Source organism: Candidatus Thalassolituus haligoni (assembly GCF_041222825.1).
GTDB classification, from domain to species: Bacteria; Pseudomonadota; Gammaproteobacteria; order Pseudomonadales; family Oceanobacteraceae; genus Oceanobacter; species Oceanobacter antarcticus.
This window is the reverse complement of the sequence record NZ_CP139482.1, coordinates 3,302,513-3,327,899: the sequence shown is the minus strand read 5'-3', so window position 1 is coordinate 3,327,899 and position 25,387 is coordinate 3,302,513. Positions and strand designations below refer to the sequence as shown.

Genomic DNA, 25,387 nt, shown 5'->3' with positions numbered 1-25,387 from the left:
GTCTACCGTGCCATAATTTTTGGAACAATGGTAGATTTTTGGTGTCGATTGTTGTCTTTATTGGCGTATTGCTGGGTGTGATATTGGTTAATTCGAGACATTTGTATCATTTATAAGCGTATTTTGACGCCGACCGAGACAATGGTTGGTAAATCCGTCACATCTTCCCGTTCACTGTAATCAGCATTTTTGTACTGGTAGTCGATCACATTGGCGCGACCGTAGAGGTTGAGGATTTCGGTATACAACGTCATTTCCCAGGAAGTGTAGAAGAAATTACGGTCGGCCCGGACATCGAGTGCGTGATAGGCCGGTAAACGTTCGGAATTGAGTTCGCCGTACACCGGGTTATAAAGCTCGGGGTTGTCACTGTCTTGTACGGCACCTTCTATAGGGGTTATCAGCTGGCCGGTTTGATAGCGCCATTTGAAGCCCAGTGCCAACACATCGCTGTAGTCATAACTGGCGACAAGGTTGATGATCAACGGCTGGTCATAGCTGTAGCGAAAGTCTTCGTTGGTCAGCTCGTTGGTGCGTCGGGTGCGAGACCAGGCAACGGATGCCCAGCCGTACCAGCGTTCACTCAGATCCTTGTTGATAAATAGCTCCATCCCCCAGGCTGTGCCGCTGGCATCGTTGGTGTAGCGGGGCAAGGCGAGATATTCCTCATCGGACAGCTCAGGATAGACCGTCTGCTGGTCGGCTCGGGCCACCACCAGGCGATCCATCGTTTTATAGTAACCCTCAACCCGGATGAGCAGGTCGTCACGCAGTTCATGCTCGATACCGGCTTCGTAGTGAATTGCAGTTTCCAGTTTGAGGTCGGGGTTGCCAAAGTTTTTGGCGTATTGGCCGAAGTTGTCCGGGAAACTATGGTAACGGCCATAGGCGGCGGTCAGCGTCCAGTAGGGTGCCACTTGCCACTCGCTGCTCAGCCTGGGTTCGATAAAAAGTTCATCGGTATAATCTTCTCTGGCGACCAGTACGCCTGGGTTCAGAGTCCAGTATTCGGTGGCTTGCCAGCTGTCAGCAAGGTGCAGGTTGATACTGGTGATGACAACTTTTTCGTTGAGGGATACAACCTCGTCACCATCAATGATACGGCAATCCGGATTGTACTCATCGCACGGAGGGCCGGAGTAACTGCCTTTTAATGACGCGTGGGATTCTGATAGCTCAGCACCCCATTGCAGATCGTGATACAGATTCAACGGTTTGGAAAACTGGCTACGAATCTCGTAGTTATTGGTTTTGACGTTGACATAATTACTTCGGCCAATGGCAAACTGGAATTTTTCTTCAAGCTGGGAGAATCCGGTTTTTTGCTGTAACCCATTGCCGTAAATTTTGTCCCAGACAATGGCCTGACTATTAAAATAACGCTCAACATTGAGGCCGCCATCCAGCCCCGGATCCTGGGCGAGTTCATCGGAGTCTTCGTCAAATTTTATCCCGGCCTTGTCGCGGGAACCAATGGCCTGCACCACCAGACTTTCAGTGATACTGGGCTGATATTCGTATTTCCCCTGATAGTCGTAGTATTCCGGCAAGGTGGTGAACTGGAAATCTTCATCGTCCAGTAGCGCGTCGATGTAGTACTGAAACAGACTCTGGCGCCCGGATAAATAAACGCTCTGTTCGCTGTTAATCGGCTGTTCGATAAAAAGACCAGCCTTGAGGAAGCTGACATCGATCACGGTCTGGGGAGTGGCAAAGTCCGGTGAACGTGAGGTGGCATCGATCACGGCACCGGTTGCCCCATTGTATTGCGGCCCAAACGCGGCGGCTTCCAGGGTGAAACCCTCAATCACGTTGTCGTTAAGAATACTCGACGAGTCACTATGAAAAATGTAACCCACCGGGAAAAAATCGATGTAATAGGCGTTGTCATCGGGAGAAGAACCACGCACCGCCGGGGCGGAATCCTGACTGTTACTGAACACCACGCCCGGCAAGCTTTCGATGGCTTGCAGCGGGTCGTTGCCAGCACCGGGAACACGCAGCAGTTTACGTGGACTGACGGTCGTCAGTGATTCTGTTACCCCCAGTACCTCAATCACCTCGATGTTGGGGTCGTCTGCCAACGATGGTTCGGAGACATCGGCTTGTGCGCTCGTCATCATTACCAACGGGAGTAGTAGCCGGAAGGGTGAAAGCGCTTTCATGACGGCGTCCTGTGTCGATGGAAGGAGCAATTTGGCGGCTGGCTGTGGTTAAGACAGTGTGGTTAAGTTTACAGTGATCACATGCCAGCCTACTGATATCCGATTAAATATCTGTGACAGAGGTGGGTTCTTTATCAATCACGTTCTCAATCCGGTTACCAAGTCGCCCAATAACAGTGGCCGTTGATTACCTGGCTTGGCAAATACCATGTGTACGGTACTGATCACCCGCTCATCAAAACCGCCTTCACAGTAGGCAAAGTAAAAATCCCACAGTCGACAGAAGGTGTCGTCATAACCCAGTTGGTGCAAGTGCTCGCGCTTGTCGAGAAAGGTTCGCCGCCAGCGCCGCAAGGTTTCGGCGTAGTGGCTGCCGATATCTTCCAGGTGAATGGTTTTCAGGTTGCTGGTACGGCTCATGGCCTGTTGCATGGCGGTGACACTGGGGAGAAAGCCGCCAGGGAAAATATAGCGCTTGATAAAATCGACATTACTTTTGGCCTGTTGATAACGCCAGTCATCGATGGTAATGGCCTGAATCAGCGCAATGCCATCGGGTTTCAGTAGCCGATTGAGGGTGTTGAAATAGGTGTCCAGATACTGATGACCAACCGCCTCGATCATCTCCACCGAAACCAGTTTGTCGAACTGGCCGTTAAGCTGACGGTAGTCTTGTTGTAGCAGTGTGATCCGGTCTTGCAATCCGGCCTCCCGAATACGCTGTTCTGCTTTGCGGTATTGGGCATCGGAGATGGTGGTTGTGGTGACCCGGCAGCCATAGTGCTGGGCGGCGTAAATCGCCATGCTGCCCCAGCCGGTGCCGATTTCGACCAGATGATCTTCGGCGCTCAACTGCAGTTTTTGGCAAATCCGTTCTAGTTTGAAGCGCGAGGCCTGCTCCAGCGAGCTGTCAGGGGTTGGGAAAATGGCACTGGAATACATCAGTGTCGGATCGAGAAACAACTCGAACATCTCGTTGCCGAGATCGTAGTGAGCGGCAATATTGCGACGCGACCCCTTTTCGGTATTTCGCTGCGCCCGATTCCACAATGTCAGCGCCCACTTGCCAGCGCTGGCCCAGCCACTGTCGATACGATCCAGTACCTCCTTGTTGCGACAGAGAATACGCACCAGGGCAGGCAAGTCATCGGCGCACCAGTCTCCGGTCATGTAGGCTTCACCAGCGCCGACGCTGCCGTACAGAGCGATGGTGCGCCAGGCTTCCGGGTCGTTAATTTTGACCGTGGCACGCAGGGCATGATGGGTGTCCCCGAAGACATGGGTCTGGTCTTGTTCGCAAATCGTCAGGCAGGCATCCTGAATCTGTGTCAGACGTTGACACAGCGCTCGACGGCACAGACGGTCAAGCCAGTGAAGGGTACCGGGAGCGGGAGTGGTCGTCGGTGTTGGCATTAATAATCTCCCTTTGAGGTCGGCTGGGCTGCGGCCTGCTTTTGATGGCGGGCATGATCGTGTTCCGGGTTGTTGTGAGGATGTGGGTGATAGCGACTGCCACGCAGCCAGAGTTTGGCGGCGTTGTAATAAATCCCCGCCACAACTTGGAGCGTCATCAGCGGGTAGTGCCATAACACTCGCCCCAGAGCGGCGCGGGATATCCGCTGGCGTTGCAGTTTCATGGTGGCGTCGAGCACCCGGTAACCATCTTTGATCACGTCCATATGGCTGAGTATTTCACTGCCGCTGATGGCAGAGGGAGGGTTCAATACCCAGCGATATTGCATCGCCAGCGGATTAAACGGCGATACATGGAACGCCTTGTTAAAGCGGAACTGGTAGCGGCAGACAGACGGGCGTTTGAACACCCGTTCTGGATAAATTGCCAGTGGGCATGACGGCAGGTCAGCACCTTCAGACGGCATCACCAGACTGTAGTGAAAACGTTCTTGCCAGGGTGTATTGGTGATTTCAGCCACCGTCCCGATACAACGATTCTGCGCGTCATAGCCAAAATAGAGGCTGAGCGGATTGATGATAAAACCGAAGTAGCGCATGTTGGTGAGTACTTCCACCCGCTGCACTGATTGTCCGGTCTCTTCCTCGAACGTGCGTAAGATAGAGCGTTTCAGCGCCGCCACTGACGAGTGCTGGCCAAAATAGTCGGTGCTGTCAAAGCGGGCCATGGCCCAGCGTTGAGCTGACCAGAACGGATGCTGTGCCATGACCTCGTCGACTTCGTCGAGATCCAACAGCATCATATAGACCTTGTGGTTCAGCTCATTGCGTCCCTCGCGAAAGCGGCGATGGCGCACCCAGCCGGTATAGAGGGCGCTGTGGCCGTTAAATACTGTTGCGGTAGCCATCAGAAGCTGACTCCCAATGCCTTGCACACCCGTAGCGCACTGTTGACGCCATCTTCATGAAAACCGTTAAACCAGTAGGCACCACAAAAATGGGTATGGTTGGCACCACTGATTTCATGATGGCGCTGCTGGGCGGCCATGCCATCGAGCGTGAATACCGGGTGGGCGTACTGGAAGCGGCGGAGGATTTTGGCCGGATCAATAGCGTCGGTCTTGTTAAGGGTGACGCAAAAATGCTCAGGGGCATCGGTAAAGTTCTGCAACCGGTTCATATAATAAGTGACGGCGACGGTGTTACGTTGCTCGCTGTCGAGATGGTAGTTCCAGCTGGCCCAGGCATGGCGGCGTTGCGGTAGCAGGCCGATGTCCGTGTGTAATACCACGTCGTTGTTTTGATAGGGGATGGCTTGCAGGATGTGCTGTTCGGTAGCGCTGGGTTGGGCCAGTAGCGCCAGCGCCTGATCACTGTGGCAGGCCAGAATTACCTGGTCAGCGCGGAACGTTTGGTTCGCCAGCGTCAGCGAGACACCCTCGGCATCCCGTTCAATCGTCGTGATCGCACTGTTAATGTGAATGTTTTGCGCAGGCAATGCCGCCAGGATTTTCCCGACATAGCTGCGTGAGCCGCCTGAAACCACCCGCCATTGAGGGCGTTCGTTAACACTCAGCAGGCCGTGGTTATTAAAAAATGTCAGGAAAAAGCGCACCGGGAAATCCATCATCATGGCTTCGCTGGCAGACCAGATCGCGGCGCCCATGGGAATAATGTAATAGCGGCGGAAGTAGTCGCTGTAGCCATGGCGGGTCAGGTATTGCCCCAGCGTCTGGCGGCTGTTCAGGCTGTTGGCGTCCAGTTGTGCACGGCTGTCGCGGTTAAACCGGAGGATTTCCTGCACCATGCGCCAGAATTTCGGATTCAGCAGGTTGCTGCGTTTGGCAAACAGGCTGTTGAGATTTTGGCCGTTGTATTCCATGCCGCTGTGTTCACACTTGACGCTGAAACTCATATCCGAGGCTTCGGTTTGGACGTCCAGCTGGGTCATCAGTTTGATGAAGTTGGGATAGGTCCAGTCGTTGTAAACAATAAATCCCGTGTTGATCGGCCAACTTTTGCCATTCATCTCGATGTCGGTGGTCTGGGTGTGACCGCCAACATAGTCGTTGGCCTCAAACAGATGCACGTCGAACTGTTGGCGCAGTAACCAGGCGCAGGTCAGACCGGAGATGCCGGCGCCAACAATGGCGATGACAGGTTTAGTGGTTGTCATGGGCAGTAGTCCTTGCGGTTAGTCCGGTTGTTTTTGTGGGCTGGTGGGCAAACGGGTGGCGGCACGACGTGTCAGAGCCAGGCGCAGGTCGGCGGGCAGGCAGCCGAGTAATTGCAATAACCAGGTAAAGCGACGGGGAAAGTGAATGTCCCAGGGGCGTCGTTGCAGACTCTTGATGATGGCTTCGGCGGCGACGTTGGCGCTGATGCGCATCGGCATCCGAAAACGGTTGCGATCCGTCAGCGGGGTTTTGACGAATCCGGGCGACACGACCGAGACATCAATGTGCTCGCTGGCGAGGTCGGCGCGCATGGCTTCCATAAAGTAGCGCACGGCTGCCTTGCTGGCACCGTAGGCTTGGGCTTGGGGCAAGGCCAGGTAAGTGACGCTGCTGCTGACGGCGACCAAGTAGCCACGCTGGCTGTTGCGGATCAGTGGCAGTGCGGCTTCGAGGCTGTTGACCAGTCCGTAAACGTTGGTATCTATCACTCGTTTTACAAGAGCGCTGTCGAACTGACGCACGTCAAGGTATTCACAGCTACCGGCATTGGCGATCAGGGTATCTATACGGCCAAACCGTGCGGCGATGTCAGCGGCAACGGCTTGCATTGCATCCCGCGATGTCACATCTGCCGACAGTGCGACGACGTTGGGATGCGGTTCGGCCAATTGTTGCAGGCGGTCGCTATTACGGGCTGAAATGATCAGCCATTGGCAGCGCTTTGACAGCCCATGCACCAGCGCTGCACCAATGCCGGAGCTGGCACCGGTAAGCCAGATAATCTGCTCGGATAACGGTGGCGGCAGTGGTTTTTTCATGCCATACGCTCGCGGATTTTACCCAGCACCCAGCCCAATACGGGCAGGTGGTTGTAGAGCATGGTTGCGCCGTCAAACAGATCCTGGTGGTAGATGACCCGATCATCCTGCCAGCGAAATTCGGTGCCACCCTCAACATGGATGGCCTTGCCCGCAGCAATGGCCGGGTGGCAGAAGACCATGCTCCAGCGCAAAAAATCGGCTTCACTGGAGGGCCAATACTGGCCGTAATGAAAGGTGATCTGGTCAACCGATTGATACATCCCCGAGAAATAGGACTGAATGGCCGTTAGACCTTCCAGGCGATGAAACGGATCCTGAAAAACCGCCTTGGGGTGATACAGGCTCGCCAGCAAGGCATCATGATCTGCTTCTCTGTCGAGCTGGTCATAGACTGAGGTAAAGGCGTGCAGCCGTTGGCTATCATTCATCGGTAGGATTCTCCTGCTTGAGCGCCTTGAAAGCATTCAAGGCCCGCTGGCGGGCAAATGCGTGGTCGACGATGGCATCGGGGTAGCCGGTTTGCTGGCGCTCGAAGGTATTGGGTTGATGACGGCTGGTGGCTGGCAGTGACGCCAGTTGGGGTAGATAGCGAATCAGAAACTGGCCATCGGCATCAAAGCGCTGCGACTGGGTGGTGGGGTTAAAAATACGGAAGTAGGGCACGCCGTCTGCTCCAGTAGACGCGCTCCACTGCCAGCCGCCGTTGTTGGAGGCTAGATCGGCATCAACTAGGTATTGGTTAAAAAATGCCTCACCGCGCCGCCAGTCGATCAACAGATGTTTGGTCAGGAACATGGCGCTGATCATGCGTAGGCGATTGTGCATCCAGCCGGTGGCGAGTAATTGCTGCTGGGCGGCATCGACTATCGGGTAACCGGTGCGGCCGTTGCACCAAGCCTGGAAATCGGCCTCGGCGTCTCGCCATTTCACTCGCTCGGTCTCGGGCTTAAAGGCTGCGTGCTTGCACAGGTCCGGGAAGGCAACCAGTAAATGGCGGTAGAACTCACGCCAGGTTAACTCGTTGATCCAGCTGTCGAGGCCCGCATTGCCACCGGTCAACAGGCCCTGGTTTGCCTGACTGGCAGCAAACAGACATTGACGGGGAGACAGCAAGCCGAGCGACAGCGCGGTGGAAAGCTGGCTGGTCGCGTCCAGTGCCGGAAAATCACGCCGTTGGTGATAATGTCGACCCTGCTGCTGCAGAAAGTTGTGCAGTGCATGGTGGGCGCTGGATTCGTCGTCAAACCAAAGTGCATCCGGGCATCGATAAGTGAGGGTTAACGCACGCCTGAGAGGTTCGGTCAGTATCTGCTGCCATGTAGTTGAGGTGGTTGATGACGGCTGTTGCAGGGCTGCGGGGGATGGCAACGGCGCGCTTAATTGTCGTTCTGCCTGGGCCAGCCAGGCCTTGCGGAACGGGCTGTAGACTTTGAAGGGCAGGTTGGTTTTGGTCAGTACCGCGCCAGGGGGAATCAGGCACTGATCGTGGAAACGATGAACGTTTACCTGATGTATATTGGCCCAGCGATAGCACAGAATGTCGCGCTTGCACTCGTTGACTTCGTATTCGTTGTTGAAACTGACGTGACGAATATCCAACTCAAGCACCAGCTGTTGTAACAGCTGCAGGCTGTGGCTGAAGGTGCCTGCATGCAATACCAGTAACTCGACGCCCCGCTCTGCCAGTGCCTGCTTCAGGTTGTGAACGGCGTTGTGTATCAGCCGGATTTTACGTTCCCCGAGGCCATGCTGGCGCCATTGTTCCGGTGTGACAAAATACACCGCCAGTACTTGCTGCGCCTGGCTTTTGGCAGTCGTCATGGCATGGTGCAACGCGGGATTATCGTGCACCCGCAAGTCGGTGCGGAACCAGACCAGATGTCTGCCAGTACTCTGCTGGTTACTCATCCGTTACCCTGCCAGCATTGAGAATGTAGTGCTGTATCTGCATGGATAACGGTGTTTGCAGGCGGTGCATGTTGGGGCGACCACCGTTGTGATCCGGTGGTGTGCCGGTGAGTATATGCATCCGTTCGGACTGGTTCAGATACCGTTGCCAGCGTAAATCACAGCTTTTTTCCTGTGGCATAAAATGAACCCAGATATGCGTCGCCTGCAATGCATCGGCGGCAAGGCTGAGATCAGTGGGATTAAGATTCGGGCCGAGGTATTCAACTCGCAACCCCGCTGCACCAATTGCGCAGGCGCGTATCAGAATATCCAGCTCACCCTCGGGCTGATTGGTTGCCATTAACAGAGTCGGCGGGCTGGCCATGCGTTGCTGCTGATAAAACATGCTGTACAACTTGCGTTGCAACAGCTGTTCCATCATTCGCAGCAGCATCGGGTGTTCGCTGCCACTGCGCAGGCGGTCGAGTACCGGTGCCAGGCAAAACTGGTAATACACTGCAACGGGATAGGTCGAGAAGGCGTTGCACCAGAGCTCGTCGAGACGTTTTGGGGTAATTGCCAGTAAGGTATCCATAGCGGCCTGTTGCTGTTCCAGCCAATGGCCATGGGGGATACCGCCAGTATCCGCTGAACTGTTTGCGTCTGAGTGATCCTCATTATTCAGCAGCAAGCCGACGTGACGTACCGGGTATCCCTGCTCCAGCCAATACAAAATGCGCTTTACCTGACGGATATGATCATCACTGAAAAAGCGGTGGCCTTTGGGCGTTCGTAGCGGGTGGATGATGCCATAGCGTCGCTCCCAAGCCCTCAGGGTGGCTGGGTTGACGCCGGTCAGGCGGGCAAACTCCCGGATCGGGTAGCTGCCATCAGGAATTGGCGAGGTCACAGGCTGTTCCTCAAACCCAGTTCATAGGGATGCGGGTTGAGATACACCTGTTTGCGGGCGTAGGCATTCGCCTCTTCGTAATGATTGAGATGATGCTTCAGCAGGGTCAGTGGCACGATCAATGGCACGATACCTTGATGATATTGCTGGATGACGTCGGTCAGTTCCGCCTTGTCGGCTGCGGATATCAGTTGCTTCAGATACCCCTGCAAATGCATCAAGGTATTGGTGTGCATCTTGCGGCTGGCCGGTTTGGCCAGTGCTGTCATTAATTGGGTGAAATACTCGCTGGCAACACTTTCCAGGGTGTCGCTGTGCAGGTTGGCTAACAACCGTCCCATGGATTTGTAGTGCACCAGGCTGTGAGCCATCACCAGGTATTTGTAACGACTGTGGAAGTCGATCAGACCGGCAGCGGTGAGATCAGTGGAACGATATTCGCGCCATTCGTGATAGGCGAATACGCGCACCATAAAATTTTCGCGCAGTGCATCGTCGTTCAGGCGTCCGGCTTCTTCCATGGGCAGTAGCGGATGGAGCCGCTGGAACTCACGGGCGAATACCCCGCTGGCAGTACCTTCCGGGTGGCCATTAGCCAGATAACGTTTGACCCCGAACAAACCGCAGCTGGGACTTTTTTGCATCAGAATAAAACCACACAAATCGGCCATTTCAGCGGCCTGCTGTTGTGCATAACGTGCCAGTGGCTCAGTAACATCCATCTCGGGATTGACGGTACCGAGTGCTCGCACCCGGGTATCGCTGGCACGATCGCTAACCAGCCGGATCGGCTGCCTGGGTATTCCCAGACCGATGGCCATTTCTGGACACACCGATAGAAATTCAACATAGCGGCTTAACACATCGGTACAGAAACGCGAGCGTTTGTGACCGCCATTGAAACGTACAGGCTGACCTAGCAAGCAGGCACTGATCCCTACCTTGATGGTGGACTTACCCAGTTCATTTGTCATGTTGTATAACCTTTGGGAAGGTTTTTTGTATAGGTTTATTCTGGCGTCATGACCACGCTTTTGTCAACAAAACTTATACAATTTTTGGAATTTTTGTATAGGTTTTTGAGAAAGCTTTTCTGGAGGATGGGTGCTTTGATGAGAGGAAGCGGGCGGGAGAGTCCGTACCGGAGAGAACTTCGCCAATGGGATACAACAGAGTGGATGATGATCCGCTGGCGATGGAGGTGTAGGAATTTTTTATCTTCGGCTGCCTGTCAGAAGAGAGACAGCCGTTGTTGCAAGCGGGAGCGGCTAGCGGTCACCAACCAGTTTGCGCACCACCACATTGCTGATTGCAGTAGCTACTTCCGGTTCAAGGCCGACCGGAGGGTGAAGGGTTAACTTGACCAGGTGCTGGCGTTGCAAGGCTGCCAATTGCAGCGGCACATCTTTGCGCAAGTGGCGACCGGCAGCAAAAAACAACGGCAGGACATCGATATGGGTCATGCCGTCGTCTGACAACATGGCTACCTGCTGTTCGAGTGAGGGGTCAGCGAGTTCCATGTAAGCCAATTCTACCCGGCCGGACTGGTCGAGGTTTTCTCGAATTTGTCCTGCCAACTGTTCAAATGGTTTGACCCAATTGGGATCGCTGCTGCCGTGCGCCAGCAAAATAGTGGCGTGGCTATTGGATCTGGTTTGCATAACACGTCTCCTGTTTGGCTGGGGAATTAATATAGCTAACCCAGTCAGAGTAGGGCATTGGCAGCAGCCCTGCCACTTAGCCAGGCGCCCTCTATATTTGGAGAATGTAACCAGTCTCCGCAGATTGCCAGCGTTTGTTGAGCGTTGAGCTGAAAACCCTGGTTCATTTTCTTTTCAGGAAGGGCATATAACCAGCGGTGAAGCCAAAGGTGGCGCCACTGGGGTACAGCAGGGAGCCGCAGGGCCTCCGCAAACGCGGCCAGCAGTTGTTTCTGAATCTCGTGGCGAGGCGTATCCTGATGTTGCAAGCTCCATAAGTGGCTGGCTTGTATGACCCAGGCTTCCGTCGCTTCTCTGCCCGGCTTGCTATTGTTGCGACTAACCCAAGCTAATGGGCCGGACTTCACAAAAGCAGCATCGTAAGGTGCTGGCAGTGGTGTGTCGAAGGACAGCAACAATGTCCAGCAGGGCAACATGCTCGTCTCGCTGGTGACTGCCAGTGCCGGATCGTTACTTGCCAGTGCCGCCGCCTGGGCTGGCGGTATAGCCACCACCAGACCGTCATATAGGCCGAATATTTCCCCCTCAGAAGCTGTGACTTGCCAGCCTTGGGCTGTTTCTTCACAACCGGTGATGCGGGTGTTGGCTTCAAAGTGTGTTGCGTTTTGCAGCAGCAAACGGCTGAGCGCGGTCATGCGGGGAATGGCGACGTAGCGTTTTTGGTCGTCTGCCGATGGATGTTGGCGAGTACCATTGATCACCCAGGGCGTAACCGGCCATTCTGCAATCACACCCTGTTGCTGCCATTGTGAGAGCTGGGTGGCAAACTCGTTTGAATGGGCATGAAAGAATTGGGCACCCATGTCCCAGCTGTCGGCAGCCAGTTTTTTGGTTGCCATACGGCCACCGCTGCCACGGCTTTTGTCGAATACGGTTGCCTGATGCCCGGCTGCAGATAGAACCTGAAGTGCGCTGAGTCCGGCGATTCCAGCGCCAATGATTGCGTAGTGAGCCAAATCAGCCACCTGTCTTTTATTTGTATAAGATTTTTATTCTAGCATTATGCGTTCTTATGTATAAGTATTGTATATTAAATTATTTACTTTGATGGCTAAACAGTCTCGTGGGAGGCAGCATGAGCAAGCGTATACTGATAACTGGAGGTACAGGGTTTATTGGTTCTCGTCTGGTGAGCGGGTGGCTCGCCGATGGTCATGAGATCTCAGTACTGACCCGTCGGCCGCAACGAGTCATCGAACGCTGGGGTGGGCGTGTGACAGGCGTCAGCGATCTGTACCAGTTGACCGGGCCATTTGACTGGTTAATCAATCTGGCCGGAGAAGGAATTGCCGATCAGCGCTGGACAGCTGCCCGCAAGCGGGAGCTGCGTGACAGCCGTATCGGTGTTACTGGCAAACTTGCCGAATGGGCAATGCATACCGGCCAGCGTTTCGACGTGGTGGCCAGTGGTTCTGCGATAGGTGTTTATGGAGCGCTGGCAGGCACCGCAGAGCAGCAAACCGTTGATGAAGCAAGCCGGGTGGGCCAGGATTTTGCTGCGCAACTGTGTACCGATTGGGAAGCGGCGGCGCAGCTGTTGTACGGTTTGTCGGAACGGTCTTTGATGCTGCGTACCGGAGTGGTACTGGGCGAACGTGGCGGGATGCTGGGACGCTTGTGGCTACCGTTTTCGCTGGGCTTGGGAGGGCGGATCGGGAATGGCGAGCAGTATTTGTCCTGGATCCACATCGACGATTATATCGCGGCACTGAATGCTTTGTTGGTATCAGATGCGGTGGGTGTGTTCAATATGGTTGCACCTGAGCCCGTGACCAATACTCGCTTTACCCATGAATTGGCACATTGTCTGGGGCGTCCGGCGTTGCTGCCGATGCCAGCCGAAGTTGTGCGTTTACTGTTTGGTGAAATGGCCGATTTACTGCTCAAAGGCCAGCGGGTACTGCCGGCCCGATTATTGGAACGAACGTTTGCATATCATTACGCCACATTGCCGGAAGCACTTGAGAGTATTAGACAAGTCTGGGCTAACTCTCGTTAGAATTGATGTTTGTCAGCATGTCCCTGGCAGTCGATGAAACCGTATGATCTTGAATGATTGACGCCTGATGACGGGTCTAACCTGTCATTGTTAGCGATTTGTGTGGATAAAAGTACTGAAAACTGACGCCAGTAAGAGAACTGTAGTTTTGTGTTATTAGACATTGAAAGCATGGGAGTTGGCGACTAAACCTAGGGTATACGTATCAGAATCAACGCAGGAAGTACCCATGAGCATAAGCCGCCAAACCCTGGAACATTACCTGTACGAGTTTGATCAGGGATATCGGGTGAGTTACGTCAACTTTTTTCGTGCCAGTGATCTGACCGATGCTCAGCTGGTGCTGACGCTGGAGCGTGGCTGCGAGCGTCGCTCGTTTGCGTTTACCCAGCCGTTGTTTAACGACATCGACAAGAATCTGGTGGCCTGCCGCAGTCTTTATATTGCAACCATCAAAAGCTCCCCGCTGTCACCCAATCGGGTGGAAGTGGGAGATATCGAAGGTAACTTTGTCTATTTTACCGCCCGTACCGTCAAGAACATCACGCCGACCGCCTGAGTCTTTTTATTCCTGCACCCAAAGAGCGGCAGAGTCCGCTCGTCCCTTATCGCATCTTCCTGTTTGCAGAGCGCTTGCCGCTTTGATTGCAGAACAGACTGATAGCACGATGGTGACTTTTTTCAGTCGAGCCATCGGGTTAGTCTAGCCGCCTTCTGAACCATGTACTGAGGCTGGATGTGACCGATACTCTGTTTGAACTTGCTGCGTACGGCGTATTGACCCTGATCGGGTTGTTGGCGGTGTTTACCCTGGCGCTGGGCGGTTGGATTCTTTACGCCTGGATGGTGGACGTGCGTCAGACGCAGCACACGGTCAGACGCAACTTTCCGGTTATTGGCCGGTTTCGCTACTTTTTTGAACATCTCGGTGAATTTTTCAGGCAGTATTTTTTTGCCATGGATCGTGAAGAAATGCCCTTTAATCGTGCCGACCGTACTTGGGTTTATCGGGCTGCCAAACGCGAAAGTACGACGATTGCCTTTGGTTCTACCCATCGTCTGGATATACCGGGTACCGTTATTTTTGTGAACAGTCCGTTCCCGTCTTTGAAACATGATTTTGCCAGTTCTGGGCCACTAACGATTGGTGAGCATTGTCGTACGCCTTACACGACGACTTCGCTGGTGAATATTTCCGGGATGAGTTTCGGGGCTTTGTCGAGTGTCGCGGTGACGGCCTTGTCTCGCGGTGCGGCGATGGCTGGCTGCTGGATGAACACCGGTGAGGGCGGGCTATCTCCCTATCATCTGGACGGCGGTTGTGATTTGGTGTTCCAGATTGGTACCGCCAAATATGGCGTGCGGGATGAACGGGGCCTGTTAGATGATGCCAAACTGAAAGCCATTGCCGAACACGGGCAGGTACGCATGTTTGAGATCAAGCTCAGTCAGGGGGCCAAGCCGGGTAAAGGCGGTATTTTACCGGCGACCAAGGTGAATGAAGAAATCGCCCGTATTCGCCATATTCCGATCTATGAGGATTCGATCAGTCCGAATGGTCACCCGGAAATCCGTTCCGTGGATGATTTGCTCGATATGGTCGAGCATGTTCGTGCGGTGACCGGTAAACCGGTTGGTTTCAAGGCGGTGCTGGGTGATATCGACTGGATTCGGGATTTGTGCAGGGCCATTCAATTACGCGGCAAGCAAGTGGCACCGGACTTTATCACTCTCGATGGTGCCGAAGGCGGCACTGGTGCGGCACCCCAATCGTTGATGGATTATATGGGCTTGCCGTTAAACCAGTCGTTGCCGATGCTGGTGGATACGCTGGACGAGTTTCACCTGCGACCACGTATCCGCGTTATTGCGTCAGGCAAGCTGATTACGCCAGACCGGGTTGCCTGGGCGTTGTGTGTCGGTGCCGACTTTGTGGTATCGGCGCGTGGCTTTATGTTTGCTCTGGGTTGTATTCAGGCGTTGCAATGCAACAAGAATACTTGCCCCACCGGGATTACCACCCACGATCCGCATTTGCAGAGTGGTCTGGTTCCGGCCGACAAGGCCCAGCGTGTAAAACATTTTGTTGAGGGGCTGGTACAGGAAGTGGGTGTTATTGCTCATTCCTGCGGAGTTGATGAACCGCGTGGCTTAAGCCGCCAGCACGCCCGTATTGTGCAACCGAACGGTGACGCCCGACGGATGACGGATATTTATCGGGCGTCTTCCTTTCATCCTGGTAATGACCTGATGCCGGAAGACTGAGCGACTACAGACTCATCAGGCGGCCGACCAGCCGCTTGAGTACGCCGTCGTTGGCCAGTTGTCCGGCTGCTGTGCTGGTAATGCTGTTGGTGCCGGGGCGTGACAGTGTTTCGACGTAGCCGGCCAGACGAGCGGCGCTGTAAAACTGGTAGACCTCGGTGAGGGGGATATTCAACAGCCGTGCCGTGACATCCAATGCGACCGGGCGTCCAGACCAGAGCGCGGCGATACGCAGGGCATTGGGGCTACGATGAACACGGGTAAAGTTGGGCCACTGCACCAGAAAGGCAATATCATGGCTGGAGCAGCCAGTTAACAGGCGGCCACGGGACAAGCGGCAGCCTGCTTGCCAGAGCAGTTCATCGACTGGACGGCCAGTACTGCGAGCGCGCTCCCGTATCGGCGAATCTGCTTTTAGCGCGACAACCTTATATTCCCCTTCGACACCGCTCAGTATCCGGGTGATGCTGACGTTATTGACCAGATAGTGTTTTGATGAGCCGAGCAGGGTGAGAAACTGATTGGTTGAGCAGAGATAGGCATCGGAATAAAACAGAATCTGGATATCTTCACGATTTGCCAGGGTCTCTTTTATCAAACGAAAAATGCCGCTGTCGGTTACGGGACGCGCTACTGCCATATTTTCCTCACTACAACTGGGTACGCACGGTTACCAGAGTGCGTGATGTCCAAAAGAGGTACCTGCCTGGATTCCGGCAAAGGTTTTTCGACAATATACTGTTTTTGTGAACCCTGTCACCTTTGGATTGTGACAACGATCAACAATGGCCAAAAACTGGCCCAAAGAGATTCACAGGGTTTCGTTATTACTGAGTGGTCTTAGAAATCTTGCCTTACGCCTGTATGGCAAAAGGGGCTATAACTGTATCTGCATACTTGATGGGTTTCAGAGTCGTCGGATAAGGTGTCTTGGCGCACGGGTGAACCTGTCCTGACCCTGAGCGGGGTCAAGGTGCTTCATTTTATGGGCGTCATGATGGTGTCGTAGATGGCCCGTTATGATGCTGTAGCTTGTCAGTGGTAAAACGCCCTGACCCGGTAACGGGAGCAGGAATCAGGAGGTTGTGAATGGGTTCAGACAGTACGTCCTATCGTTCGATCGTTGCGATTGTGGGTGATCTGGTGCGGTTGCGTGTTGCAGCTCCTGAATCTGGCAAGCCAACTCGGGTACGGTTGGACGATCTTGCGGTGCTGGTGAGTGGTGATGGTACGACCCGTCGTCTGGCTCAGGTAATTGATATTCGCGATGAGCTGGTATCGATGCAAGTGTTTGATGGCACCAAGGGGTTGGCGACCGATGCCAGTGTGCAGTTTCTTGGCCATCCGATGCAGGTAACCTACTCTGCCAATATTCTCGGACGTATTTTTGACGGTCGCGGCAAACCGATGGATCACGGTCCTGCGCTTGATTTTGATAGCCAGGTCGAGATCGGTGGGCCAACCGTCAACCCCATGCGACGGGTGCTGGCATCTCGCATGATCCGTACCGGCGTGCCGATGATCGACCTGTTTAATTGCCTGGTCGAGAGTCAGAAAATTCCGATTTTTTCCGTTTCCGGTGAACCCTATAACGCTTTTCTTGGCCGTATTGGTACTCAGGCGGATGCGGATATTATTGTGTTTGGTGGCATGGGGCTGGGATTTGACGACTTTTATTCGTTCCGCAAAACCTTTGAAGATCAGGGTTCTTTTGCCCGTACGGTGATGTTTGTTAATCAGGCTTCGGATTCGATCGTCGAGCGCTTGCTGGTGCCGGATATGGCGCTGGCAGTGGCGGAACGTTTTGCGGTGGAAGAAGGCAAGCGGGTGCTGGTACTGCTGACCGATATGACGGCTTATGCCGACGCATTAAAAGAAATCGGTATTGCCAACGAACGGGTGCCGTCCAACCGTGGCTATATGGGAGATTTGTATTCGCAGCTGGCGCGGCGTTATGAAAAAGCCTGCGACTACGCCAAGGGCGGATCCGTTACCATTCTGGCGGTCACCACTATGCCGGGTAACGATGTCAGTCATCCGGTGCCGGACAATACCGGCTATATCACCGAAGGCCAGTTCTACTTGCACGACGGCCAGCTGGATCCGTTCGGATCCTTGTCGCGGCTGAAACAATTGGTGATTGGCAAGCAGACCCGTGAAGACCACAGTCAGGTGATGAACACCATGATCCGGCTTTATTCCGGTGCGGTCGAAGCCGAGCAAAAGCAGGCCATGGCCTTTGATCTGAGCGATTACGATCAGCAGTTGTTGCAGTACGGTCAGTTATTTCGCCAGCACTTTATGGCATTGGATGTGTCAATGTCGCTGGAGCAGGCGTTAGATATGGGCTGGCAGCTGATGGCGCAATGCTTCCGGGCTGAGCAATTGCTGATGAAACCAGAACTGATCGACAAGTATTTTCCGACCGCCACGTCGGATAACCCGGAGAGTGCCTGACATGGCCCGCTTGCTGTTATCGAAGGCGACCTTGTCGGCCCAGCGACAGAAGCTGGCGGCCTACCAGCGGTTTTTACCGGCACTGGATATGAAGCGACAGCAGTTGCAGGGTGCCATCAAACAAGTGGAAGTCCAGCTGCAGCAACAGCAACAACAACAGCGGCAGCTGGAACAGCGCATTGCCGAACAAATGCCGATGCTGGCAGAAACCTCCATTGATTTGCAGGGTTTGTGCTCGGTGAATCGATTACGGTTGCAACGGCGCAATATTGTCGGCGTTTGGGTCAATGAGCTGGATGATATCGAATTTGATCTGGCAGATATTCCGCTGATGGCCAAACCGCACTGGGTCGCACCGTTGCAGCAATGGCTGAAAGAGGGAATGACACTGGATGTTCGGCAACAGTTATTACAGCAGCAGCAGATCGTGATGGCAGCGGCCTTACGCAAAGTGACCCAGCGGGTGAACCTGTTCGACAAGGTATTGATACCAGACACCCGTTCCAATATTCGTCGGATTGGCATTTATCTGGACGACAAGGAACGAGAGTCGGTAGTGACGTCAAAAATTGCCAAAAACAAACGCCAGGCTGCGGGTGGCTTATGACGATTGTGGCATTAAAAAAAGTGGCTATCGCTGGCCGCGAAAAAGACAAGGATGCCGTCGTTGCCAAGTTGCAGGCATTTGGTCAGTTACATCTGATCAGTGCCCATGAGAGCGGTGAGGAAATACCGGAAGGGATTCGTCATCTGAACCAGGCGATACGATTTCTGCAACAAGGTGAAACCCGCCGCCGACCCTTAAAAAAATTTACCGGTTTTCATTTGCAGCCGGTGGTGGATGAAGCCCTGGAGGTGCAGCAACAGCTGCGTAATCTGGAAGATCAGCGCGATGATGTTCAGGCCCGCATGCGGCGTATGTCGCCCTGGGGTGGCTTTCAATTTCCGGGTGACACGCTGGTGAATCATATTCGGCTGTGGTTTTACCGGCTGCCGGTCAGCAAGCGCTCCTGGCTGGATCGGCTCTATCAGGATAACGCTGAATCCCGACCATCGGCTTTGGGCCAAGAGGCATCCAGCTGGCAGATTCCCTGGCAATTGGCAGGGCGCGACAGTCGTTTTCTTTATGTGGTGCTGGTCTCTGCGACTGAACCGCCAGCGGCGTGCATGCCGGTGCCGCGTGAGCATCTTGGCTCCCGTTCATTGGCGCAGCTGACCGAGGCGTTGGAAAATCTTGAGCAATCCCTCGATTCACTACAATCCCGGCGTGAAGAACTGACTCGTTACTTGTTGTTGCTCAAACGTCATCAGGCCCGAACCCACAATCATGCACTTTGGCGTCAGGTGGTGGATCAGCTGTCGTCGGATGGACAGGTATTTTCCCTGGTCGCCTGGGTGCCGGTGTCGGCTTTGCAGCAACTGACGGAGGTGGCGAGAGAGACCGGGTTTGCCTTTGTCGCGACCGATCCACAGCCAGACGAAACACCACCGACCTTGCTGCGGCCATTGGCGGGCTTTGCCGCTGGACGATTGTTGACCCGGTTTTATCAGTTACCGGCCTATCGATCCTGGGATCCGTCCGTGCATTTATACCTGTCGTTTGTGGTGTTTTTTGCCATGATCCTGTCGGATGGCGGTTATGCACTGGCACTGGGAGGCTTGCTGGCATTGCGCTGGACGTCGATGGGCAAAAGTGAATCCGGTCGTGGACTGCGGCAGCTGGCGCTGTCTCTGGTTGGAGCATCTCTGGTCTGGGGCATGCTGGCGGGTAGCTATTTTGGTCTGACTCCGGCACCAGGGAGTTGGCTGGCGGCGCTGGTTGTGGTGGATATCAACCACTACAACGCGATGATGAAACTCTCGGTACTGACCGGTGTGCTGCACTTGCTGATCGCCAATGTCAGCCTGGCCTGGCATCGACGGCGAGAACGCTGGTTTGTGGTGAGCCGGATGGGATGGTGTGCTGTGGTGCTGTCGGGTTGCTGGGCCGGTTTTGTCGGTATGTCTGTGGCCGTTGTAGCATTGTCGGTTGTCGCGCTACTGGCCATTGTGATTGGCTCCGGCTGGTCCGGTCCGGTCACGATGCCAGCCAGCCAGGGGAAGAGGTTGCTGCAACGGTTATTACGGGGAGTACTGGCGTTGTTAAGCCTGAGCCAGCTGTTTGGCGATGTGCTCAGTTATATGCGGCTGTTTGCGTTGGGGTTGGCATCAGCGTCGCTGGCGCTGACTTTTAACCAGTTGGCAGGACAGGTAGCTGCGGCTGAAGGAGGCCTTGCCTTGCTGGGCGGCGGGCTGATTCTGTTACTGGGCCACCTGGTCAATATTGGCCTGGGTGTGATGAGTGGCGTGGTACACGGCCTGCGACTGAATTTTATTGAATTTTATAACTGGGGCGAGCCGGGTGAAGGCTACGCTTTCCAGCCGTTTCAATTAAAGGAGTTGGAAGATGAATGAGCTGGTCATGACCCTGGGCTGGATTGGAATTTTTGCTCCCGTTGCCCTGGGAGCCATTGGCAGTGTGATTGGTTGTGCACTGGCAGGTCAGGCAGCCATTGGTGCCATGCTGGATACGGATAGTGGTTACGGGCGTTTTATCGGATTGTCGGTATTGCCATCGTCGTTTGTGATTTATGGCATCGTGCTGATGTTTACCTTGCAACGGGAAGTGAGTGTCACCAACGCCGCCGGTTTGTTTGGCATCGGCTTGTTATCCGGTCTGGCGTTAATGACAACAGGGGTCTGGCAAGGCCGGGCCTGTGCGTCAGCCATCAGTGCCTCGAAGGAAAAGCCGGAAATCTTTGGTATGTCGATTGCTCCGGCTGCAATCGTTGAAGGTTTTGGCGTGTTTGTGTTTATTTTTGCACTGGTGCTGTCGGGCGGTATTCCTGCTCCGGCGGTTCAGTAACAGAGTTATCGACGTTTGCCCGACGATTGATCGGGTCAGCGCAGGAGGATAAAGGTCGATGAAACAATCAGGCAGCGACGTTGTTTCCGCCGGTATTGACGAACTGGTTAACCGCTTGCGCCAGGACGGTGTTGAAGCGGGCGAGACAGCAGCGGCGGCGATATTGGCCGATGCTCGTCAACAGGCGGCCGCCTTGTTGGCTGATGCTACCCGGCAGGCGGAGCAGTTGGTTGCCGATGCGCAACAGCAAGCCCAACGGCAGCAGCAGGCGGCAGCGGAAGCCATGCAGATTGCGTTTCGGGATCTGGTGCTGGATATGAAATCCATGCTGGAACAACGCTTCTCTGCGGATGTATCGCGGCTGGTGCGGCAGCAAATTGATCAGCCACAGTTATTGGCAAAACTGGTTCAGGCTGCGGCCGGACGACTGTTGGAACAGGCTGAGCTACCGCCGGAAGGCGACCTGGAGTTGTTGTTGCCACCGCATATTCTGGCTCTGGATGATATTCGGCGAGCGCCGGAATCGGCGATGCAGGGGCCGCTGGCCGACCTGGCTTTTGCGTTACAAGTCGATATGTTGCGTGACGGCGTGACCCTGGCAAATCGATCCGATGACCACAATGGTATCAAGCTGGTGCTGCGTGGTCAGCAGGTTGAAGTAGATCTCAGTGATCGGGCCATTGCCGGATTACTGCTGGGGTATTTGCAGCCCAGGTTTCGCGCCATTCTGGATGGCATTATTCGGTAGCCGGCTGCTTTTACGGCCATTGAATTTACAGGCCATTGAATTTACGGGCCATTGAATTTACCGGCCATTGAACGACGGTTTAAACGTTGTAATCGTAACTCCGATAAATTTTTAACAACCGGTTAGGGGTTTGAATGGACTGGCGTGATCGTTACACCCTGTTGATGTCGAGTTTGCCTGCCCATGGGCGCTGGGGCAGTCGTCATCAAACGCCGCTTTCCCGGTTAAAGTTGGAGCGCCGGTTACGGCTGTTAAGTCCGCAAGATGCCGACTTGCTGGCGCGAATTGAGTCCTCACTGCAGTGGCGAGAGCTACCCATCAACACCGATAACCGCCGGCTGGTTGGGCGTCAGCAACAACTGCTTGATGCCTTACGCGATGAGGCTATTCGACCCGCCGCCGAAACCTCAGCACTGCTGACTCTGATTCAGCGGCGGCTGGATGTCAGAACTCTGGTGGCGGCGTTGTGGCGACGAGAATATCAACAGGCTGACAGCCCGTCTCCTGGAGGGGACTGGACGGTCAGCCGTTATCGCCAGATCATTGAACGTAACTGGCATGAACCAACGTTTCGTCTGGAAGTGGCTCAGCCCTGGCTGTCACAGGCGCTCCAGTTTATCCGCTTACACCAACCCTGGGAGCTGGAACAGATGCTGCTGCAGTACAACTGGGCCTGGATGGGGCGTAGTCACCTGCTCGGAGATAACAGCCTGATTGCCGTGGTGGTATACGTGCTCAAATGGGACATGCTGAACCGTCGGATTGGGTATGACGCCGACAATGCGGTGGTACGCTTTAAAAACTGGGTTACGGTGGATATAACGGCTGTGGTTCAGGATGATGACAGCAACCCGGCTCGGGACGCTGGAAATACATTTGCCAAAACCTCGGCTGCAGCCAAGAGAGAATTATGATGACTTCGGCGACAACAGAGACGACAGCAACAGCAACAGCAGGGATGACCGATTCCCGTCAGCTGCCAACGGCGCGTATTGTCGCAGTACAAGATGACCTGGTCACCATCGAAAGTATCGAACTTGCGCCTGGTGAATATCATCCGCTGTCCAAAAACGAAGTGGTTTTTATCTTGCCAGGCCGCCCGGCGTCTGATGGACGGCAGGAGTACCTGAAAGCCGAGATATTGAGAATACACGGCCGTCGGGCTGATGCTCAGGTCTATGAAAGCACCCGTGGTGTCGGGGTGGGCGATCCAGTATTACAAACCGGCGAGCTGTTATCGGCAGAGTTGGGGCCGGGTCTGCTTGGCATGGTTTACGATGGTTTACAGAATCCGCTGGAACAGCTGGCAGCCAGTTACGGTACGTTTCTGCCGCGAGGGGTGGATGTACGTGGCCTCGATCAGCAACGCCGCTGGTCATTCAAACCCGCCATCAAGGAAGGTCAGAAGCTGCGGGCAGGAGACGTGACCGGCGCAGTCGCAGAAGGTCGTTTTGAACACAAGATCATGGTGCCATTTGACTGGCAGGGTGAGTGGCAACTTGACTGGATTCTTGAAGGCAGTTTTACCGTTGCCGATCCAGTCGCCAGGTTGACGCCGCTGTCGGACAGCGGCGTTGCCGACATTCACCGTAGTCGTAACCTGACACTCAGTCAGCGCTGGCCAATTCGGATGCCGATCTCACGTCGGCTGATGGCGCTGGGTGAAGCTGAACGTGTTTATCCCAGTCAGCCGCTGTCCACCACAATCCGGCTGGTGGATACCTTTTTTCCTTTGGCCAAGGGCGGTACTGGCTGTATTCCTGGGCCATTTGGTGCCGGTAAAACCGTACTGCAGGGGCTGATTTCGCGTTATTCGGATGTCGATATCGTGATCGTTGTCGCCTGTGGTGAACGCGCTGGCGAGGTGGTGGAGACGATTCAGGAATTTCCCGGTATGACGGATCCCAAGACCGGTGGCAGTCTGATGGATCGAACCATTATCCTCTGTAATACTTCATCTATGCCGGTCGCTGCACGAGAAGCATCTATCTATATGGGCATTACGCTGGCGGAGTATTACCAGAGTATGGGGTATGACGTCTTACTGATTGCTGATTCGACGTCTCGCTGGGCTCAGGCGATGCGAGAAACCTCGGGACGATTGGAGGAAATTCCAGGCGAAGAAGCGTTTCCGGCCTATCTGGACTCCTCGATCCGTAATGTGTACGAACGGGCAGGGGTGATCCGTCGCTCCAACGGCGTTGAAGGTACCTTTACCATGGTTGGCACCGTCTCTCCTGCCGGAGGTAATTTTGAAGAACCGGTGACCCAGGCGACTCTGGGCACCGTAAAAACCTTTCTGGGGCTATCCGCCGATCGGGCTTACCGGCGTTTTTATCCGGCGGTCGACCCGCTGATTTCCTGGTCCCGTTATCTGAAGCAATTACAGCCCTGGTTTGATAGCCACTTATCCCCTGGCTGGACCCATCGGGTTGAGTCCTTGTCGCAGCTGCTGGTGCGGGGTGATGAAGTCAGCCGCATGATGCAGGTGACCGGTGAAGAAGGCATCACACTGGACGATTTTATTCTCCAGCAAAAAGCGCTGTTGCTGGATATGGTGTATCTACAGCAGGATGCTTTTGATGAAGTGGATGTATCGGTTCCGATGGATCGTCAGCAGCGGCTGTTTGAACGGATGGAAGCGGTTGTTCGGCATAAACCGGTGTTTGTTGCCGACTCTGACTCGCAAAGGAAAGCCGCTGTCCGAACCTTCTACACCCGACTGACAGGCCTATTTAAAAACCTCAATTACGCGGTGGATGGCTCCGGTGAATACAACCGTTTACTGGAAGCGATCAGGGTGATGTTGAATCAACCCTGAAAATAGCATCGTTGCTTGCTTAACCCCTGTTCTGGACTAGATTTAAGCGATGAAGTAACCAGAACAGGTATTGATTATGGCTCCCAAGTGCCTTGTCGCGGACGACAGTCTATATGCTCGCATGATCATAAAAGACGTCATTCTCCGAATATTCCCAGATGCAGAATTTCACGAAGCCGGTTCCGGTGAGGTTGCCATTACAACCGCTGAAAGTGCCGGTTACGATTTTGACTGGTATCTGCTCGACGTCAATATGGCACCGCCAGATGGTGTCGCAACCAGCAAGCAACTCATGGCGGCTGGAGTGGATGCCAGCAAAATTGCTCTGGTGACCGGCAATCGATCATCCAACTTGATAGAGGAAGCCAATACGCTGGGCGTGCAGTACATCAACAAGGCGATCAGTCCAGAGGATATCGGACTGTTTGTCGAACGCTTGCGTACTTTTTTTGGTCGGAGCTGATCATGATCATGGATGAGCAGTCGCGGGCCATCAGTCTGGATGTCTTGGCAGAATCACTGAACCTGGGACTGGGCCATGTGATTGATGAGCTGTCAGAAATTTCAAACAGTCGTATCGAATTACACGTTCCTGAAGTCAATATGTTGCCCAAAAAAGAGGCACTGGCTTTTACCGAGCAATTGCGCCAAGAAGGTAAGGCGATTTTTGTGCAACAGCGCTTTTCCGGAGAAATTTGCGGGGAGGCCTTACTGTTTTTTAGTGAACGGGAAAGTCTGAATCTGCTGAATGGGCTGCTGGGAGAGCAAGAGCAGACACTGATCGAGTTTGCCGTAACCGAAGAAGAAATGCTGCTGGATCTGACCAATGTGGCCGTTTCTGGTGTTATCTATGCGCTGTCCCAGTTACTGGGCATTCAAATCCATACTGAATTACCGCGCTGTGAATACGGCAATTTCAGCGACCTTAACGACAGTGGCCGGTTGCTCGATGAAGCGGATGACCTGATCTTGTTTTTGACCATCAGCTTCACCGTGGTCGAAAAAAATTCCCGAGCCCAGCTGATGTTTTTCCAGCCGACCGATGCGCTGGTGACCTTGTTTGATCATATCAAGAAGCGTTTGGCGGCGTTCTGA

24 protein-coding genes are annotated in these 25,387 nt (G+C 54.2%); 12 read left to right on the top strand and 12 right to left on the bottom strand.

Annotated elements, in window-relative coordinates; genetic code table 11:
* Positions 1-110: 110 nt before the first annotated feature.
* From SOJ49_RS14835 to SOJ49_RS14785, 11 genes are all read right to left on the bottom strand, one after another.
* Positions 111-2,165 (bottom strand): TonB-dependent receptor plug domain-containing protein, encoded by a 2,055-nt coding sequence (locus tag SOJ49_RS14835; RefSeq protein WP_369855275.1) that lies wholly within the window; start codon positions 2,163-2,165, stop codon positions 111-113.
* 138 nt (positions 2,166-2,303) lie between these two features.
* Entirely contained in the window at positions 2,304-3,578 is a 1,275-nt protein-coding gene (locus tag SOJ49_RS14830; protein ID WP_369855274.1) for a class I SAM-dependent methyltransferase, read from the bottom strand.
* Positions 3,578-4,486, bottom strand: coding sequence for a DUF1365 domain-containing protein (locus SOJ49_RS14825; protein ID WP_369855273.1), 909 nt, complete (start codon positions 4,484-4,486; stop codon positions 3,578-3,580). The genes SOJ49_RS14830 and SOJ49_RS14825 overlap by 1 nt, the downstream gene beginning before the upstream one ends.
* Positions 4,486-5,754, bottom strand: a complete 1,269-nt coding sequence (locus SOJ49_RS14820) for an NAD(P)/FAD-dependent oxidoreductase (protein WP_369855272.1) — start codon at positions 5,752-5,754, stop codon at positions 4,486-4,488. Before SOJ49_RS14820 ends, SOJ49_RS14825 begins: the two co-directional genes overlap by 1 nt.
* An 18-nt stretch (positions 5,755-5,772) precedes the next feature.
* The gene (locus SOJ49_RS14815; RefSeq protein WP_369855271.1) at positions 5,773-6,573 is read right to left on the bottom strand and encodes an SDR family NAD(P)-dependent oxidoreductase; all 801 of its coding nucleotides are present in this window, start codon (positions 6,571-6,573) and stop codon (positions 5,773-5,775) included.
* On the bottom strand, positions 6,570-7,004 hold the full coding sequence (locus SOJ49_RS14810; protein WP_369855270.1) for a nuclear transport factor 2 family protein: 435 nt from the start codon (positions 7,002-7,004) through the stop codon (positions 6,570-6,572). The genes SOJ49_RS14815 and SOJ49_RS14810 overlap by 4 nt, the downstream gene beginning before the upstream one ends.
* Positions 6,997-8,484, bottom strand: a complete 1,488-nt coding sequence (gene phrB / locus SOJ49_RS14805; RefSeq protein WP_369855269.1) for a deoxyribodipyrimidine photo-lyase — start codon at positions 8,482-8,484, stop codon at positions 6,997-6,999. Before phrB ends, SOJ49_RS14810 begins: the two co-directional genes overlap by 8 nt.
* Positions 8,477-9,376 (bottom strand): MerR family transcriptional regulator, encoded by a 900-nt coding sequence (locus SOJ49_RS14800; protein ID WP_369855268.1) that lies wholly within the window; start codon positions 9,374-9,376, stop codon positions 8,477-8,479. The genes phrB and SOJ49_RS14800 overlap by 8 nt, the downstream gene beginning before the upstream one ends.
* On the bottom strand, positions 9,373-10,350 hold the full coding sequence (locus SOJ49_RS14795; RefSeq protein ID WP_369855267.1) for a YbgA family protein: 978 nt from the start codon (positions 10,348-10,350) through the stop codon (positions 9,373-9,375). The genes SOJ49_RS14800 and SOJ49_RS14795 overlap by 4 nt, the downstream gene beginning before the upstream one ends.
* A gap of 294 nt (positions 10,351-10,644) precedes the next feature.
* Positions 10,645-11,037: a sirohydrochlorin chelatase gene (locus SOJ49_RS14790; protein ID WP_369855266.1), complete on the bottom strand. Its 393-nt coding sequence runs from the start codon at positions 11,035-11,037 to the stop codon at positions 10,645-10,647.
* A 44-nt stretch (positions 11,038-11,081) separates the two neighbouring features.
* Positions 11,082-12,053 carry an NAD(P)/FAD-dependent oxidoreductase gene (locus SOJ49_RS14785; protein ID WP_369855265.1) on the bottom strand — a complete coding sequence of 324 codons (972 nt, stop codon included), beginning with the start codon at positions 12,051-12,053 and terminating at the stop codon, positions 11,082-11,084.
* 119 nt (positions 12,054-12,172) lie between these two features.
* Between SOJ49_RS14785 and SOJ49_RS14780 the strand changes: the two genes are divergently transcribed.
* From SOJ49_RS14780 to SOJ49_RS14770, 3 genes are all read left to right on the top strand, one after another.
* Complete coding sequence (locus tag SOJ49_RS14780) at positions 12,173-13,096, top strand: TIGR01777 family oxidoreductase (RefSeq protein ID WP_369855264.1); 924 nt, start codon at positions 12,173-12,175, stop codon at positions 13,094-13,096.
* 229 nt (positions 13,097-13,325) lie between these two features.
* Entirely contained in the window at positions 13,326-13,655 is a 330-nt protein-coding gene (locus SOJ49_RS14775) for a hypothetical protein (protein WP_369855263.1), read from the top strand.
* 179 nt (positions 13,656-13,834) lie between these two features.
* Positions 13,835-15,361 carry an FMN-binding glutamate synthase family protein gene (locus SOJ49_RS14770; RefSeq protein ID WP_369855262.1) on the top strand — a complete coding sequence of 509 codons (1,527 nt, stop codon included), beginning with the start codon at positions 13,835-13,837 and terminating at the stop codon, positions 15,359-15,361.
* Positions 15,362-15,365: 4 nt separating this feature from the next.
* Here SOJ49_RS14770 and SOJ49_RS14765 read toward each other — a convergent pair whose 3' ends face one another.
* Positions 15,366-16,001 (bottom strand): hypothetical protein, encoded by a 636-nt coding sequence (locus SOJ49_RS14765; RefSeq protein WP_369855261.1) that lies wholly within the window; start codon positions 15,999-16,001, stop codon positions 15,366-15,368.
* Positions 16,002-16,450: 449 nt separating this feature from the next.
* Here SOJ49_RS14765 and SOJ49_RS14760 point away from each other — a divergent pair, with 449 nt between their 5' ends.
* The 9 genes from SOJ49_RS14760 to SOJ49_RS14720 all read left to right on the top strand — a co-directional run bounded on the left by SOJ49_RS14760 (position 16,451) and on the right by SOJ49_RS14720 (position 25,387).
* A complete protein-coding gene (locus SOJ49_RS14760; RefSeq protein WP_369855260.1) occupies positions 16,451-17,818 on the top strand; it encodes a V-type ATP synthase subunit B in 1,368 nt (455 codons plus the stop codon).
* A 1-nt stretch (position 17,819) separates the two neighbouring features.
* Positions 17,820-18,425, top strand: a complete 606-nt coding sequence (locus SOJ49_RS14755; RefSeq protein WP_369855259.1) for a V-type ATP synthase subunit D — start codon at positions 17,820-17,822, stop codon at positions 18,423-18,425.
* Positions 18,422-20,272 carry a V-type ATP synthase subunit I gene (locus SOJ49_RS14750; RefSeq protein ID WP_369855258.1) on the top strand — a complete coding sequence of 617 codons (1,851 nt, stop codon included), beginning with the start codon at positions 18,422-18,424 and terminating at the stop codon, positions 20,270-20,272. Before SOJ49_RS14755 ends, SOJ49_RS14750 begins: the two co-directional genes overlap by 4 nt.
* Entirely contained in the window at positions 20,265-20,723 is a 459-nt protein-coding gene (locus SOJ49_RS14745; RefSeq protein ID WP_369855257.1) for an ATP synthase subunit C, read from the top strand. The genes SOJ49_RS14750 and SOJ49_RS14745 overlap by 8 nt, the downstream gene beginning before the upstream one ends.
* A 58-nt stretch (positions 20,724-20,781) precedes the next feature.
* Positions 20,782-21,471, top strand: a complete 690-nt coding sequence (locus SOJ49_RS14740; RefSeq protein WP_369855256.1) for a hypothetical protein — start codon at positions 20,782-20,784, stop codon at positions 21,469-21,471.
* A 134-nt stretch (positions 21,472-21,605) separates the two neighbouring features.
* Entirely contained in the window at positions 21,606-22,385 is a 780-nt protein-coding gene (locus SOJ49_RS14735; RefSeq protein ID WP_369855255.1) for a hypothetical protein, read from the top strand.
* A complete protein-coding gene (locus SOJ49_RS14730) occupies positions 22,382-24,292 on the top strand; it encodes a V-type ATP synthase subunit A (RefSeq protein WP_369855254.1) in 1,911 nt (636 codons plus the stop codon). Before SOJ49_RS14735 ends, SOJ49_RS14730 begins: the two co-directional genes overlap by 4 nt.
* 76 nt (positions 24,293-24,368) lie before the next feature.
* Positions 24,369-24,755, top strand: coding sequence for a response regulator (locus tag SOJ49_RS14725; RefSeq protein WP_369855253.1), 387 nt, complete (start codon positions 24,369-24,371; stop codon positions 24,753-24,755).
* A 2-nt stretch (positions 24,756-24,757) separates the two neighbouring features.
* Positions 24,758-25,387, top strand: coding sequence for a hypothetical protein (locus SOJ49_RS14720; protein WP_369855252.1), 630 nt, complete (start codon positions 24,758-24,760; stop codon positions 25,385-25,387).